Annotated in this window: 12 protein-coding genes; 9 read left to right on the top strand and 3 right to left on the bottom strand. The window is 69.0% G+C overall.

Annotation, left to right across the window (positions count from 1 at the left end; translation table 11 throughout):
* Positions 1-22 precede the first annotated feature (22 nt).
* A complete protein-coding gene (locus HGB51_RS06305) occupies positions 23-859 on the top strand; it encodes an SDR family oxidoreductase (protein WP_070207009.1) in 837 nt (278 codons plus the stop codon).
* On the opposite strand, the gene HGB51_RS06300 is transcribed toward HGB51_RS06305, so the two are convergent.
* Positions 852-2948, bottom strand: a complete 2097-nt coding sequence (locus tag HGB51_RS06300) for a glycosyltransferase (RefSeq protein ID WP_070206965.1) — start codon at positions 2946-2948, stop codon at positions 852-854. The genes HGB51_RS06305 and HGB51_RS06300 overlap by 8 nt on opposite strands.
* 95 nt (positions 2949-3043) lie before the next feature.
* On the opposite strand from HGB51_RS06300, the gene mrcB reads away from it, so the two are divergent.
* From mrcB to tsaB, 4 genes are read left to right on the top strand one after another with little or no spacing between them, the layout of a single operon-like run.
* Positions 3044-5482 carry a penicillin-binding protein 1B gene (gene mrcB / locus HGB51_RS06295; protein ID WP_070207008.1) on the top strand — a complete coding sequence of 813 codons (2439 nt, stop codon included), beginning with the start codon at positions 3044-3046 and terminating at the stop codon, positions 5480-5482.
* Between the two features lie 23 nt (positions 5483-5505).
* Positions 5506-6036, top strand: a complete 531-nt coding sequence (locus HGB51_RS06290; protein ID WP_141739057.1) for a hypothetical protein — start codon at positions 5506-5508, stop codon at positions 6034-6036.
* A gap of 21 nt (positions 6037-6057) precedes the next feature.
* Positions 6058-8076, top strand: a complete 2019-nt coding sequence (gene yoaA, locus HGB51_RS06285) for a DNA repair helicase YoaA (protein WP_070206963.1) — start codon at positions 6058-6060, stop codon at positions 8074-8076.
* Between the two features lie 6 nt (positions 8077-8082).
* The gene (gene tsaB / locus HGB51_RS06280) at positions 8083-8787 is read left to right on the top strand and encodes a tRNA (adenosine(37)-N6)-threonylcarbamoyltransferase complex dimerization subunit type 1 TsaB (RefSeq protein ID WP_070206962.1); all 705 of its coding nucleotides are present in this window, start codon (positions 8083-8085) and stop codon (positions 8785-8787) included.
* Between the two features lie 63 nt (positions 8788-8850).
* Here tsaB and HGB51_RS06275 read toward each other — a convergent pair whose 3' ends face one another.
* Both HGB51_RS06275 and gshB read right to left on the bottom strand, forming a co-directional pair.
* Complete coding sequence (locus tag HGB51_RS06275; RefSeq protein WP_102945464.1) at positions 8851-9717, bottom strand: energy transducer TonB family protein; 867 nt, start codon at positions 9715-9717, stop codon at positions 8851-8853.
* Between the two features lie 17 nt (positions 9718-9734).
* Positions 9735-10685: a glutathione synthase gene (gene gshB, locus HGB51_RS06270; protein WP_070208796.1), complete on the bottom strand. Its 951-nt coding sequence runs from the start codon at positions 10683-10685 to the stop codon at positions 9735-9737.
* 249 nt (positions 10686-10934) lie between these two features.
* Here gshB and pilG point away from each other — a divergent pair, with 249 nt between their 5' ends.
* From pilG to HGB51_RS06250, 4 genes are read left to right on the top strand one after another with little or no spacing between them, the layout of a single operon-like run.
* A complete protein-coding gene (gene pilG / locus HGB51_RS06265) occupies positions 10935-11336 on the top strand; it encodes a twitching motility response regulator PilG (RefSeq protein ID WP_070208795.1) in 402 nt (133 codons plus the stop codon).
* Positions 11337-11354: 18 nt separating this feature from the next.
* The gene (locus tag HGB51_RS06260) at positions 11355-11717 is read left to right on the top strand and encodes a response regulator (protein WP_070208794.1); all 363 of its coding nucleotides are present in this window, start codon (positions 11355-11357) and stop codon (positions 11715-11717) included.
* Complete coding sequence (locus HGB51_RS06255) at positions 11717-12247, top strand: chemotaxis protein CheW (RefSeq protein ID WP_070208793.1); 531 nt, start codon at positions 11717-11719, stop codon at positions 12245-12247. Before HGB51_RS06260 ends, HGB51_RS06255 begins: the two co-directional genes overlap by 1 nt.
* A 43-nt stretch (positions 12248-12290) precedes the next feature.
* Entirely contained in the window at positions 12291-14327 is a 2037-nt protein-coding gene (locus HGB51_RS06250; protein WP_070208792.1) for a methyl-accepting chemotaxis protein, read from the top strand.
* Positions 14328-14390: the final 63 nt, after the last annotated feature.

The raw sequence follows: 14390 nt of genomic DNA, 5'->3' as shown, positions 1-14390 counted from the left end.
CTTGTTCGAACGTGGATACGGCATGACGGTTCTTGTTTCAGGCGCTACCAGCCAGATCGGCCGCTTCCTGTTGCCACGCCTTGTGGCGGCAGGTCTGCCGGTGCGCGCGTTGAGCCGGCATGCACAGCCGGCGCAGCCGGGCGTGGACTGGCAGGTGGGCGACATGCGCGCGCTGGCGGTGCCAGAGCAGCCGCTGCAGGCCATCGTCAGTTTCGCGCCGCTGGATGCGTGGGGCGACTGGCTGGCGACGCAGGGCGTGGCCCCGGCGGCGAAGATCATCGTGACCAGTTCGATGAGCGTGCTGACCAAGCAGGGCTCGGCACAAGCCGATGAGCAGGCGCTGGTGGCGCTGCTGCAGCGGGGCGAACGGAACCTGGCGACGCAGGCCGAGCGCCTGGGCATGCAGTGGACGATCCTGCGCCCGACCCTGGTGTACGGCGCCGGCGTCGACCGCAGCCTGACCCCGATCGTGGCCCGGGCCCGTCGCACCCGGGTGTTCCCGATTCCAATGGCGCACGGGTTGCGCCAGCCGGTGCACGCCGATGACATCGCGCAGGCGGTGCTGGCGGCCGTGCAGGGCGATGCCGCCGCGGGCCAGACCCTGCAGATCGGCGGGGGCGAGCGCCTGGACTACCAGCAGATGTTCCAGCGCGTGCATGCCAGCATCGGCACCGCCACGCTGCCGCTGTACCTGCCGGGCATGGCGTTGCGCCTGCTCGGGGCCACGGTGCCGCGCGCGCGCGGCCCGGTCTCGCGGCTGGAGCAGGACCTGGTTGCCGACAACACCGCGTTGACCGCGCTGCTGGGCGTGCGTCCACGGCCATTTGCGCCCACCGCCGGGACCTGGCGGCCTAGGTGAAGACCTGCCGCACGGTTTCGCGTGCGGCGTCCAGCGAGAAGTGGTCGGCGACATTGCGCAGGCCGGCAGACGACAACTGCTGCCATAGCGCTTGATCGCGATACAGGCGCACGACAGCGGCGGCGAACGCTTCGGCGTCGTCGGCCACCAGCACGTCCTCGCCATCGCGCAGGTGCATGCCCTCGACCGCGCAGGTGGTGGCCACCACCGGCTGGCCGTGCGCCATGCTCAGGTTGACCTTGCCCTTGACGCCGGCACCGAAGCGCAGCGGTGCCACCGCGATGCGGACCTCGTCCATGTAGGGGGTAACTACCGGCACGAAGCCATGGATCTGCACGCCGGGTTGGGTCGCGGCCAGCGCGTGCAGCGCCGGCGGCACGTCGGCGCCGATGCAGTGGAACTGGATGTCCGGCAACTGCGCGCGGATGTGCGCGAAGACCTCACCGATGAACCAGTGCATGGCGTCCACGTTCGGCGGATGGCGGAACCCGCCGACGAACACCAGGTCGCGGCGCTGTTCCCAGCGGGCACCGCCACCGGCCACCTCATGCAGGTTGGAGACCAGCGCCACCTGCACATCGGGCGCATCCACCTGCAGCTGCACGCGTTCGGCCTCGCTGACCAGTACGGTCACATCGCTGCCGGCCATCACCGCCAGCTCGCGCGTGCGGGTGCGTTCGGCGTTGCGCAGCAGCGCCGCGTCGCCCGCCAGTTCCGCGCCGCGGCGTTCGCGCAGGTAGTGCAGGTCGACCGTGTCGAACACGCGCCGCGCCTGCGGTGCGTAACGGCGCAGCAGTGGCAGGCATTCGCTGGCCACGTGGTGGCGGACCATCATCACCACCGCAAATCGCGGGCCGTGTTCGCGCAGCCAGGTGCCGACGCCTTCCAGGAACGGCGCGTACCAGACTTCCACGCCCATCTCCTGCAGCGCTTCGGTGGCCGCGCCGGCGTGTTCGCGCAGGGTCGGCACGAATACCACGTGCAGGCCTTCGGCCAGCAGCATGCGGATCAGGTTGTACTGGCGCAGCGAACCGGAATCGCGGTCGGGCTGCGGGACCCGTTCGTCCAGAATCAGCACCTGGCGCTGGTTGCGATGCAGCAGCGCCGGGCCGGGCACGCTGCCCGGCGCCAGGTGGCCGGCCAGCACCTGTTCCCACTTGGCCGCGAACACGCTGCGGTTGCGCACCTGGTAGGCCTTGATCCCGGTGCTGGTGTCGGTGCCGTTGCTGGTGCCTTCGTCATGCACCACGCGGCTGGCCGGCTGCACCAGTACGCGCTTGCCGGCGGCACGCACCGCGAAGGCCAGGTCGGTGTCTTCGTAATAGGCCGGGCGGTAACGCGTGTCCAGGCCGCCGAGGGCGTCCCACAGGGCGCGTGGCAGCATCACGGCGGCGCCGGAGCAGTAGTCCACGTCGCGTAGCGCGGTGTAGCGCGGATCTTCCGGCGACTCAAAGCGTCCGTAGCTCCAGGCGCTGCCGTCGCTGAACACCACGCCGCCCGATTCCTGCAGGCGGCCGTCCGGATACAGCAGCTGCGAGCCCACCAGCCCCGCGTCGGGCACGCGCTGGAAGGTCTCCAGCAGGGCATCCAGCCAGCCCGGCTGCGGCACCGTGTCGTTGTTGAGCAGGACCACGAAGTCGCCCTTCGAGCGGGCCACGCCGTCATTGCAGGCTTCGATGAAGCCGCCATTGTGGGCCCGTACCTCGTAGCGCAGGCCCTCGATCCGGGGCATCCACTGCAAGGTCTCATCGGTGCTGCCGTCATCCACCACCAGGATCTCGCAGGCAACCTGCGGCGGGTGCGCGGCCAACGCGCGCAGGCAGGCCAGGGTGTGGGCGACGTGGTTGTACACCGGGATCACAATGCTGACCCGCGGTTCAACGCTGTACGGCACCGCAAACGGCGCGAACGGCGTGGCGGCAGGCAGGTACAGCGGCTCGCGCTGCAGCGGGGGCAGGGCACGGGTATGCACCCGGATCCGCTGCCAGGTGGCCTGCCATCCCCGTGTCCGCAGGCTGGCCAGGCTGCGTCGGAACAGGCCGATCATACGGTTCAGGAAATAGCGTGCATCGGCCAGGGAGGTCGACATCCCGTTACAACTCCAGCTAAGCGGGGAAAACCGGGGGACACGCGCGCCACCATGGCTGCGCTAGACTCGCCGGACTTTTACATTCTTGCATGCCCGTGCCCCGACGCTACGATTCCGACGACATCGACGAGTTCGAAGACGACACCGAAAGCCACGGTCCGCTGTGGCGCCGCCGCCTGATCACCTGGGGCATGGCCGCCGTGGCGCTGGGGCTGGGCTTCCTGATTCCGTACACGGTGTACCTGAACACCCAGGTCACCCAGCGATTCGGCGAGCTGCGCTGGCAGATTCCCACCCGCGTGTACGCGCGGCCGCTGGCGCTGGCGCCGGGCCTGGCGATGGACGCGCAGACGCTCAAGACCGAACTGGCGGCCTCGGCCTACCGCGACGACGGCACCGGCAAGTCGCCGGCCACGTTCAGCCAGGAGGGCGGGCGCTTCGTCGTTTCCAGCCGCGGCTACAACGACGTGGACGGCAAGGTGGCGCCGCGCCGGATCGAACTGAGCCTGTCCGGCGGGCAGATCGCCTCGCTACGCGACGCCGACAGCCGCAAGGCGATCAAGGCCGCGCGACTGGATCCGGCGCGCATTGCCACCCTGTACGGCCAGAAGCAGGAAGAACGCCGACTGGTGCGGCTGGAAGAGACTCCCGAGCTGCTGGTCACCGGCCTGCAGGCGGTGGAAGACAAGGACTTCAACCGCCACCACGGCATCGACCTGAGCGGCATCGCCCGCGCGGTGTGGGTCACCGTGCGCTCCGGCGGCCAGAGCCGGCAGGGCGCGTCGACCCTGACCCAGCAGCTCGCGCGCAGCGGCCTGCTCGGGATCGGCAAGGAACAGACCGTCACCCGCAAGTTCAATGAAGTGCTGTACGCGCTGATCATGGAAGCGCGCTACGACAAGCGCACCATCCTTGAGGCCTACCTCAACCAGGTCTACCTGGGCCAGCGCGGCAGCCAGGCGATCCACGGCATGTCGTCCGGCGCCGAATTCTGGTTTGGCCGCGACCTGTCCTCGCTCAACACCGAACACATTGCGCTGCTGATCGGGCTGGTCAAGGGGCCGTCCTACTACGACCCGCGCCGCAATCCCGAACGCGCGCTGGACCGCCGCAACTTCGTGCTCGGCAAGCTGCATGAAAACGGTCTGATCGACGACGCCGAACTGCAGCGGGCGCTCAAGGCGCCGCTGGGCGTGCCAAAGACCCCGGGCCTGATCGCAGCCAACCGCTTCCCGGCCTATGTCGACCTGGTGCGCCGCCAGCTCGGCCACGATTACCCGGAGTCGGTGCTGCAGGGGGCCGGGCTGAGCGTGATGACCGGCATGGCGCCGTCGGCGCAGGCCTATGCCGAAGGCGCGGTGACCAAGACCCTGAAGTCGCTGGAAAACAAGCGTCGCCCCGAGCTGCAGGCCGGCCTGGTGCTGACCGACGTGCACAACGGCGACGTGCTGGCCGTGGTCGGCAGCCGCGATGTGTCCGAGCCGGGCTTCAACCGCGCCATCGAGGCGCAGCGCCAGGTCGGTTCGCTGCTCAAGCCGTTCGTGTACCTGCTGGCCCTGGCGCAGCCGGACAAGTATTCGCTGGCCAGCTTCGTCGACGACTCTCCGGTTACGGTGCAGCTCAGCCGCGGCAAGCAGTGGACGCCGGGCAACGCGGACAACCGCAGCCACGGTACCGTGCGCCTGATCGACGCGCTCGCTCATTCCTACAACCAGGCCACCGTGCGCGTGGGCATGCAGGTCGGCCCGGAGCGGGTCACCCAGCTGATCCACGTGCTGGCCGGGCTGAAGGCCGAGAGCAATCCAGCGGTGATCCTGGGTTCGACCGACCAGAGTCCGTATGCGATGGCCCAGCTGTACCAGTTCCTGGCATCGGGCGGCGAGATCCAGCCGCTGCATGCGGTGCGTGGCGTGCTCGACCCGCAGGGCAAGCTGCTCAAGCGCTACGACAAGACCCCGGCGCCGGCACAGGAAGGCGACTCGATCGCCGCCAACCTGATCAGCATCGGGCTGCAGCAGGTGGTGTCCAGCGGCACCGCGCAGCGGCTCAATGCCGACGGGTTGTCGCGCCTGCAGGCGGCCGGCAAGACCGGTACCTCCAATGACGGCCGCGACAGCTGGTATGCCGGCTACACCGGCGACCACCTGGCGGTGGTCTGGATGGGCAACGACCAGAACGCGCAGACCGGGCTGTTCGGCGCCACCGGCGCGATGCGGGTGTGGTCGGGCATCTTCAGCCGCCTGCCCAGCGCGCCCTTGAAGGTCAGCAACAAGGGCCTGGACTGGCAGCCGGTGGAAGCCGGCAGCATTGCCGCGACCGATGAATCCTGCCCCGGCGCACGCCGGTTGCCGTTCGTGGTCGGCTACGCGCCGGCGTACACGCCCTGCGTGGCCCCGACCGCGTTGCCGGAAGGCGAGGGCGGCGAGGGCAGCGAAGGCGGTGGCTGGCGCAGCTGGTTCGGGCTGGACAAGAAGCCCGACCCCCCGGCCGAACCGGCCCCGGCCGCACCCGCGACCACTCCCCCCGCTCGATGACGCGCATGACAAGGCAGGCTCCGATGACAACGACCCGTACCGTGATCCGTACCGCTTCCGTGCTTGCGCTCGGCTTGGCGCTGGGCGCCTGTGTCTCGACCACGCCGCCGGTGAAACCGCCGGTGGATACCACCACGCCGGCGCAGCGCATGGCCGCGGTGGACGCTACCGCCGGCAATGACGCGAAGGAACTGGACGTGCAGCCGCTGCGCGACGCCGGGGTGGAAGACCTGCGCGTGGCGGCCAAGGCCAAGCGCCAGGCAGGCGATCTTGCGGGCGCCGCCGCGGACCTGGATGAAGCGTTGAAGATTTCCGAAGGCGACCCTTCGATCCTGCAGGAACGTGCGGAAATCGCCCTGCTGCAGGGCGACTGGGCAAACGCCGAAACGCTGGCCCGCAAGTCGGTGGCGCTGGGCTCGAAGACCGGGCCGCTGTGCCGCCGGCACTGGGCCACCATCGAACAGTCGCAGCTGGCGCGCGGCCAGAAGGAAAACGCAGCGTCGGCGCACGCGCAATTGGAAGGTTGCACGGTACCTGGCATCAAGCGGTACTGAGCAACCCCGTATCATGTGCCCATGTCCCGTCTTGCCCATGCCAGCAGTGAAGCCCTCAGCGAGGGCGGCACGCTCGCCAGCCAACTCGATGCCTTCGTTGCGCGCCCGGCCCAGCTGCGCCTGACTACCGCGATCGCCGAAGCCTTCGACCAGCGCGAGGTGCTGCTGGCCGAGGCCGGCACCGGCACCGGCAAGACCTTTGCCTACCTGGTGCCGGCGCTGCTGTCCGGCCTGAAGACCATCATCTCCACCGGTACCCGCGCGCTGCAGGACCAGCTTTATCACCGCGACCTGCCGCGCGTGCGCGCCGCGCTCGGGGTCGGGCACAGCAGCGCGCTGCTCAAGGGCCGTTCCAACTACCTGTGCCGTTACCGCCTGCAGCAGGCGCGCGGCGAGCCGCGTTTCACCTCGCCACAGGAAGTGGCGCAGTTCCAGCGCATCCTGGCCTGGTCCGGGCGCACCCAGTACGGCGACATGGCCGAACTGGAAGCGCTGCCGGACGATTCGCCGCTGTACCCGATGGTCACCTCCACGGTCGACAACTGCCTGGGCACCGAATGCCCGTTCTGGCAGGACTGCTTCGTGGTGCAGGCGCGCCAGCGGGCGCAGGCAGCCGACGTGGTGGTGGTCAACCACCACCTGTTGCTGGCCGACCTCGCATTGAAGCAGGAAGGGTTCGGCGAGATCCTGCCGGGTGCGCAGGCGTTCGTGATCGACGAAGCGCACCAGCTGCCCGAGCTGGCCGCCAACTTCTTCGGCGAAGGTTTCGGCATGCGTCCATGGCAGGAACTGGCGCGCGACTGCCTGGCCGAGAGCCGCAGCGTGGCCGGTGCGCAGGCCACGCTGCAGGCGCAGGCCGCCAGCCTGGAACAGCTGCTGCGCGACCTGCGCGTGGCGATGGACGGGTTGCCGTCGCGCGGTACCCAATGGCGCGCCCTGGCGGTGCCGCAGGTGCGCGACGGTTTCGACGCGGCGATGAGCGCGCTGGTCGGGCTGCGCGATGCGCTGGACGGCGTGCGCGAGGCCTCGCCGGGCCTGGATGCCTGCCATGCGCGCGCGGTGGAAGCGGTCTCGCGGCTGTCGCGCTGGCTGGGCGAGGATGCGCCGATGCTCGATTTCGAAGCCGACCCCGAGCACGCGCCGGCGCCGGCCGAAGTGCTGTGGTACGAACTTACCCCGCGCGGTTTCCGCTGCCAGCGCACGCCGATGGATGTGTCCGGACCGCTGCGCGAGCATCGCCAGCGCTCGATGGCGGCCTGGGTGTTCACCTCGGCGACGCTGACCGTGGACGGGCAGTTCGACCATATCGCGCAGCGGCTGGGACTGGACGATCCGATCACGCTGCTGCAGCCCAGTCCGTTCGATTGGGCCCGGCAGGCGCTGTGTTACCTGCCGACCGACCTGCCGGATCCGGCCGCGCGTGGCTTCGGTACCGCGCTTATCCGAGCCTTGACGCCGGTGCTGGAGGCGTCCGCGGGCCGGGCGTTCCTGCTGTTCGCCTCACACCGCGCGCTGCGCGAAGCGGCCGAGGCGCTGCGCGATGCGCCGTGGCCGCTGTTCGTGCAGGGCGAAGCGCCGCGTGCCACGCTGCTGCAGCGGTTCCGCGAATCCGGCAACGGCGTGCTGCTGGGCTCGGCCAGTTTCCGCGAAGGCGTGGACGTGGTCGGCGACGCGCTCAGCGTGGTGGTGATCGACAAGCTGCCGTTCGCCGCCCCCGACGACCCGGTGTTCGAAGCGCGGCTGGACGCGATCCGCCGCGACGGCGGCAACCCGTTCCGCGACGAGCAGCTGCCGCAGGCGGTGATCGCGCTCAAGCAGGGGGTGGGGCGCCTGATCCGCAGCGAAACCGACCGTGGCGTGCTGGTCCTGTGCGACCCGCGCCTGGTCACGCGGAGCTATGGCCGTACCTTCCTGGATTCGCTGCCGCCGTTCCGCCGCACCCGCGTGCTGGGCGATGTGCAGGCCTTCTTTGCGCCACAATGGGCCGTCGCGCCCGCGGCCGCGCCTGCCAGCGACGACTTTCCTACTTCCCTGTTCTGACCTGCCATGAAACTGCTCGCCTTTGAAACCGCCACCGAAGCCTGTTCCGTTGCCCTGTACGTGGATGGGCAGGTCCGCGAACGCTTCGAGGTCGCGCCGCGGCGGCACGCCGAGCTGAGCCTGCCGTGGGCCGAAGCCCTGCTGGCCGAGGCGGGCGTGGCCCGTTCGCAGCTGGACGCGATCGCGCTGGGCCGCGGCCCGGGCGCCTTTACCGGCGTGCGCCTGGCGATCGCGATCGCGCAGGGCATCGCGCTGGCGCTGGACCGCCCGCTGTTGCCGGTCTCCACCCTGCAGGTGCTGGCGCTGCGGGCGCCGGTTGAGGCGACCCACGTGCTGAGCAGCATCGACGCGCGCATGGGCGAGGTGTACGTGGCGCGGCAGGTGCGCGTGGACGGGCAGTGGCAGCTGCAGGGCGAAGAGCTGGTGTGCGCCCCGGAGGCGGTGACATTGCCGGACGGCACGCGCTGGTATGGCGTGGGCACCGGATTTGGTGCGGCTGAGGGCGTGCTGGCTACGCGGTTGGCTGGCCAGCTGGACGGCGTGGACGCGCAGGCCTTGCCGCGCGCGTCGGACCTGCTGGCGCTGGCGGTGCCGATGTTCGAGCGCGGCGAGGGCGTGGCGCCGGAGCTGGTGGAACCGGCCTACCTGCGCAACAACGTCGCGTTGACCCTGGTGGAACAGCAGGCTGCGCGGGCGGCGAAACAGGGGTAATCATTGTTCCGCGGGACACGCACGGCGTGTCGCTACGCGTAGTGGCACGCCATGCGTGTCACGTCACCGGTCGTCCCGCAATTCCCCGCCCGGCAGGAACACCCACGTCCGCGTCACCTGCAGGATGTCCACGCCATCATCGGTCTTCGGCAGCGGCGGGAACGGCTGGGCGAGACGGATCACGCGCAGCGCGGTTTCGTCCAGCAGCGGGGTGCCGCTGCTGCGCAGGATCCGGCTGCTTTCCACGCTGCCGTCGCGGCGTACGCCCACGGTGATCACCACCTGGCCGCCGAGCCGGCGCTGGCGCGCTTCGTCGGGGTAATTGAGGTTGCCCACGCGCTCGGCGCGGTCGACCCAGGCGCGCAGGTAATTGGCATAGGCGTATTCACGCGTACTCGCCGACACGAACTTGCGGTTCGGGCGCTTGGCGTACTGCGCCGAGCGCAGGTGCACTTCGGCCGCCAGCCGGGCCATTTCCGCATCGCGCTGTTCGCGCGCGGTGGGCGCCGCGTCCGGCTGCGGATTCTCCGGCAGCGGTTGCGTTTCGGCCTTGGCCACCTGGTCGGGGCTGTTGCGGCTGGCCACCACCCGCGCCTGCGGCGGCGGCGGACGCGCCGCGTCCTGGCGCTGCTGCGGCACCGGCGACAGCCCGGCCTGCGGCTGCGGCACGATCCCGGTCTGGTTGTCGCGCGGGCGCTGTGCCTTGTCGTGGTCGCCGCCGCCCTGCTGGTTGGCCTGGGCCAGGAAGTCGGCCTGCTTCGGCGTCAGCGGGGTCTGGGTCTGGCTGAAGATCACGTCCAGGGTCGGTACCAGCGCGGCGTTGTCGCTCACCGCGAAGCCCACGCCCAGGATCAGCAGCGCGTGCACCAGCACCGACAGCGCCAGGGTCGCACCCAGGCGCTGCGACTCGCGGGCCTGCAGCGGCACCATCGGATCGACCACCGTGCTCATCGCGGCAGGCTGGCCTCGATCGCGTCGAACAGGGTGCCGGCGATGTTCAGCCCGAACTGCGCATCCAGCTCGCGCACGCAGGTCGGGCTGGTGACGTTGACCTCGGTCAGGTAATCGCCGATCACGTCCAGGCCGACGAAGCGCATGCCGCGCCGCTTCATCTCCGGGCCGACCTGGGCGGCGATCCAGCGGTCGCGCTCGCTCAGCGGGCGGCCCTCGCCGCGACCGCCGGCGGCCAGGTTGCCGCGGAACTCGTCGCCCTGCGGAATCCGGGCCAGGCAGTAGTCCACCGGCTCGCCATCGACCAGCAGGATGCGCTTGTCGCCGGCGGTGATGTCGGGAATGAATTTCTGCGCCAGGGCCAGCTTGCGCTCGCCGTCGGTGAGCGTTTCCAGGATCACGTTGAGGTTGGCGTCACCGGTGCCGCTGCGGAAGATCGAACGCCCGCCCATGCCGTCCAGCGGCTTCAGCACGGCCTGGCCGTGCTCGAGCACGAACGCCTTCAGGTCGGCGTGGCGGCGGCTCACCAGGGTCGGCGGGCAGCACTGCGGGAACAGCAGCGCGGCCAGCTTCTCGTTGAAATCGCGCAGCCCCTGCGGGTCGTTGACCACCATCGCGCCGGCCTGCTGGGCCACGCCCAGTACCTGCGTGTCGTAGATGAATTCGGCATCCACCGGCGGATCCTTGCGCATCAGCACGACCTGGCCGGGGCCGAACGTGGTCTGGCTGAATTCGCCCAACGTGAACCAGTCATGCTTGTCGTCGCGCACCTGCAGCGGCGCGGTCCGGGCCACCGCCACGCCGTCGCGCAGGGCCAGCCCACCGGGGCTGACGTAGTGCAGGGCATGGCCACGGCGCTGGGCTTCCAGCAGCATGGCGAAGGTGGTGTCCTTGGCGATCTTGATGTGGGCGATGGGGTCCATCACCACGATGACGTTCAACGGCATGGTCGCAACCTGGCGGGCAGGCGCTGATGGTAGCGGCAATGCGCCCGCGCTGCCTGCCCCAGAGGGCGGAACGCAGCATCCGGCGGTCTTCACGCTTTGCGCAGTTCCGGCCCCGGGCGCCCGCAGAGACGTGCGCGTGGCGTGGCTTGGGCAGCACACCCTTGATGACGGCCGCGTGGTGGGATATAGATACGCTTTCGCAGCGGCGCTGTACCTACGCAGAAGCGTCGCGCGCTCGGGGAAAAGGTAATGACTGAAAACATGGCTGCGGGTGGGGAACTCGCAGGAATGAGAGTCATGGTCATCGATGATTCGAAGACCATTCGACGCACCGCTGAAACACTGCTCAAGCGCGAAGGCTGCGAGGTGGTGACCGCGACCGATGGTTTCGAGGCCCTGGCCAAGATCGCCGACCAGCAGCCGCAGATCATCTTCGTGGACATCATGATGCCGCGGCTGGACGGCTATCAGACCTGCGCGCTGATCAAGAACAACCAGCTGTTCAAGAAGACACCGGTGATCATGCTGTCCTCCAAGGACGGCCTGTTCGACAAGGCGCGTGGGCGCATCGTGGGCTCGGAGCAGTACCTGACCAAGCCTTTCACGCGTGAAGAACTGCTGGGTGCCATCCGCACATACGTAAACGCCTGACCAGGGGGGAAAGGCACAATGGCTCGAATCGTTCTGATCGAGGACTCACCGACCGACCGGGCGGTGTTCAAGCAATGGTTGGCCGAGGCCGGGCACGAAGTGCTCGAGGCCGGCAACGCCGAGGACGGCATTGCCCTGGTGCGCGAACATGCGCCGCACCTGGTGCTGATGGACGTGGTCCTGCCGGGCATCAGTGGCTTCCAGGCCACCCGCCAGCTGGCGCGTGACTCGGCGACCAAGGACATCCCGGTGATCATCGTGAGCACCAAGGGGATGGATACCGACCGGCAATGGGGTCTGCGCCAGGGCGCGCGGGATTACATGGTCAAGCCGCCGGTCAAGGACGACCTGATCGCCCGGATCAACGAACTGGTGTCCTGATGCGTTCTCCTTTCGACATCCTCGAAGCCTACGAACGGCGCAGCCTGGCCCATGCGGTGCAGCTGCCCGAACGGCAGTTCGCCCGGGACCTGTGGCGCGGCGTCGGCTACCGGGTCGGCAAGCGCCACCTGGTGTCTGACTTCCGCGAAGTAGTGGAAATCGTCCCGATGCCGCCGATCACCCCGGTGCCCGGCGCACAGCCGTGGCTGCTCGGCGTGGGCAACCTGCGCGGCAACCTGTTCCCGGTGGTCGACCTGAAGTACTTCATGGAAGGCGAGCGCACCGTGCAGCAGGAAGGCCAGCGCGTGTTGATCATGCGCCAGGCCGGCGGCGACGTGGCCCTGACCATCGACGAACTGTTCGGCCAGCGCAGCTTCGACCTGGACCAGGACACCGGCGCCGGTGAGCTGGCCAGCGGCCGTTACGCGCACTTCGTGGACCGCGCGTTCCACGGCGAAGGCCGCGACTGGGGCGTGTTCTCGCTGTCGCTGCTGTCCCGTACCCCCGAATTCAGGCAGGCCGCGGCATGAACGCTGCTGGCTTCCTTACCGTATTGAAGATCGAGGTTGAACGATGAGTACTTCTTCGGAAACTGCCAAGGCCGGCAAGCTGGGCTCGGTGGGTACCAATTTCTGGCTGGGCCTGCTGGCCCTGTCGCTGATCGTGTTCGGTCTCAACACCGGCGTGGCCACCTGGCAGGGCAGTCGCCTGGCCGGCGCCAGCACCGGCGCGGCCGACCTGCAGGTGCTGTCCCAGCAGCTGGCCAACCAGGGTCGTGAAGCGGTCTCGGGCAACGCCCAGGCCTTCACCGCCTTCAAGGACACCAAGACCCGCATCGAAAGCACCGTGAGCAGCCTGCAGGGGCGCTACGGCAACGAAACCAACGTGTCCGGTCCGCTCAACCAGCTGACCCAGACCTGGGAGCCGCTCGGCAAGAGCGCCGCCCAGCTGGTCGCCAGCGAGCCGGCCGTACTGGCCCTGGCCGGCAACGCCAACAACTTCGTCAACGGCGTCCCGGCGCTGCAGGCCCAGCTGAACGAAGTGGTCCGCGCCATGTCGGCCGGCGGCGCCCCGGCGTCGCAGGTGTACAACGCCCTGCAGCAGGTCGTGGTGGTGGGCTCGATGGCCCGCCGCGTGACCGAAATGCGCGCCGGTGGCGGCAACGCCGCTGCCGCGGGCGACGCACTGGCCCGCGACTCGGTGGTGTTCACCCAGGTGCTGGACGCTCTGCGCAACGGCAATGACGAACTGGGCATCGCCCCGGTCCGCAACGCCGGCGCGCTGGCTGCACTGGAGCAGTCGCAGAAGCAGTGGGACACCATGAAGCAGGACGCCGACGCGATCCTGGCCAGCTCGCGCCAGCTGTTCTCGGCGCAGTCCTCGGCCGCCGCGCTGACCGCCGGCTCCACCAAGATGCTGGACGACAGCAAGCGGCTGTTCGAAGCGTTCTCCTCGTTCGGTTCGGTGCGCGACTCGCGCCTGTTCCCGAACTTCTGGCTGGGCGTGATCTCCGGCGCACTGTCGCTGATCGCCATCATCGGCTTCGTCAGCAGCACCGTGCGCAGCCGCTCGCGCGAACAGGAACTGCGTTACCAGACCCAGGTGGAGTTCAACAGCCGCAACCAGCAGGCGATCATGCGGCTGCTGGACGAAATCAGCTCGCTGGGTGAAGGCGACCTTACCGTGAAGGCCTCGGTGACCGAGGACATGACGGGCGCGATCGCCGACGCAATCAACTACGCCGTGGACGAACTGCGCCACCTGGTGACCACCATCAACGACACCTCGGCCAAGGTCGCCGTGTCCACCCAGGAAACCCAGGCCACCGCGATGCAGCTGGCCGAAGCGGCCGGCCACCAGGCCAACCAGATCACCTCGGCGTCGGACCGCATCGGCGAAATCGCGTCGAGCATCGAACAGGTGTCGCGCAACTCGGCCGAGTCGGCCGACGTGGCACAGCGCTCGGTGGTGATCGCCGCCGAGGGTGCTGGCGTGGTGCGCGAAACCATCCAGGGCATGGACCAGATCCGAGACCAGATTCAGGAAACCTCCAAGCGCATCAAGCGCCTGGGCGAGTCCTCGCAGGAAATCGGCTCGATCGTGGAACTGATCAACGACATTTCCGAGCAGACCAACATCCTGGCGTTGAACGCGGCTGTGCAGGCAGCGTCGGCCGGTGAGGCCGGTCGTGGTTTCGCGGTCGTGGCCGACGAAGTGCAGCGCCTGGCAGAACGTACCTCCGGCGCGACCCGACGCATCGAAAACCTGGTCCAGGCCATTCAGGCCGATACCAACGAAGCGGTCAGCTCGATGGAGCAGACCACCGCCGAAGTGGTGTCCGGTGCACGCCTGGCCGAAGACGCCGGTACCGCGCTGACCGAAATCGAGCGCGTGTCCAACGCACTGAACAACCTCATCAAGAACATCTCGATCGCCGCCCAGCAGCAGTCCTCGGCCGCATCCGACATCACCCGCACCATGGGCGTGATCCGTCAGATTACCGGCCAGACCTCGCAGGGCGCGGGACAGACCGCCGAGTCGATCGGTCATTTGGCACAGCTGGCGGCCGACCTGCGCCGCTCGGTTGCCGACTTCAAGCTGCCGGCGTGAGCCGCGGGCAGGGCGGAGAGGGAAGGAATCAGCAGATGATGCATCGCGAGAAATCACAGCACG

Source organism: Stenotrophomonas bentonitica, from assembly GCF_013185915.1.
Taxonomy (GTDB): domain Bacteria; phylum Pseudomonadota; class Gammaproteobacteria; order Xanthomonadales; family Xanthomonadaceae; genus Stenotrophomonas; species Stenotrophomonas bentonitica.
This window is presented reverse-complemented; position numbering and strand designations above follow the sequence as displayed.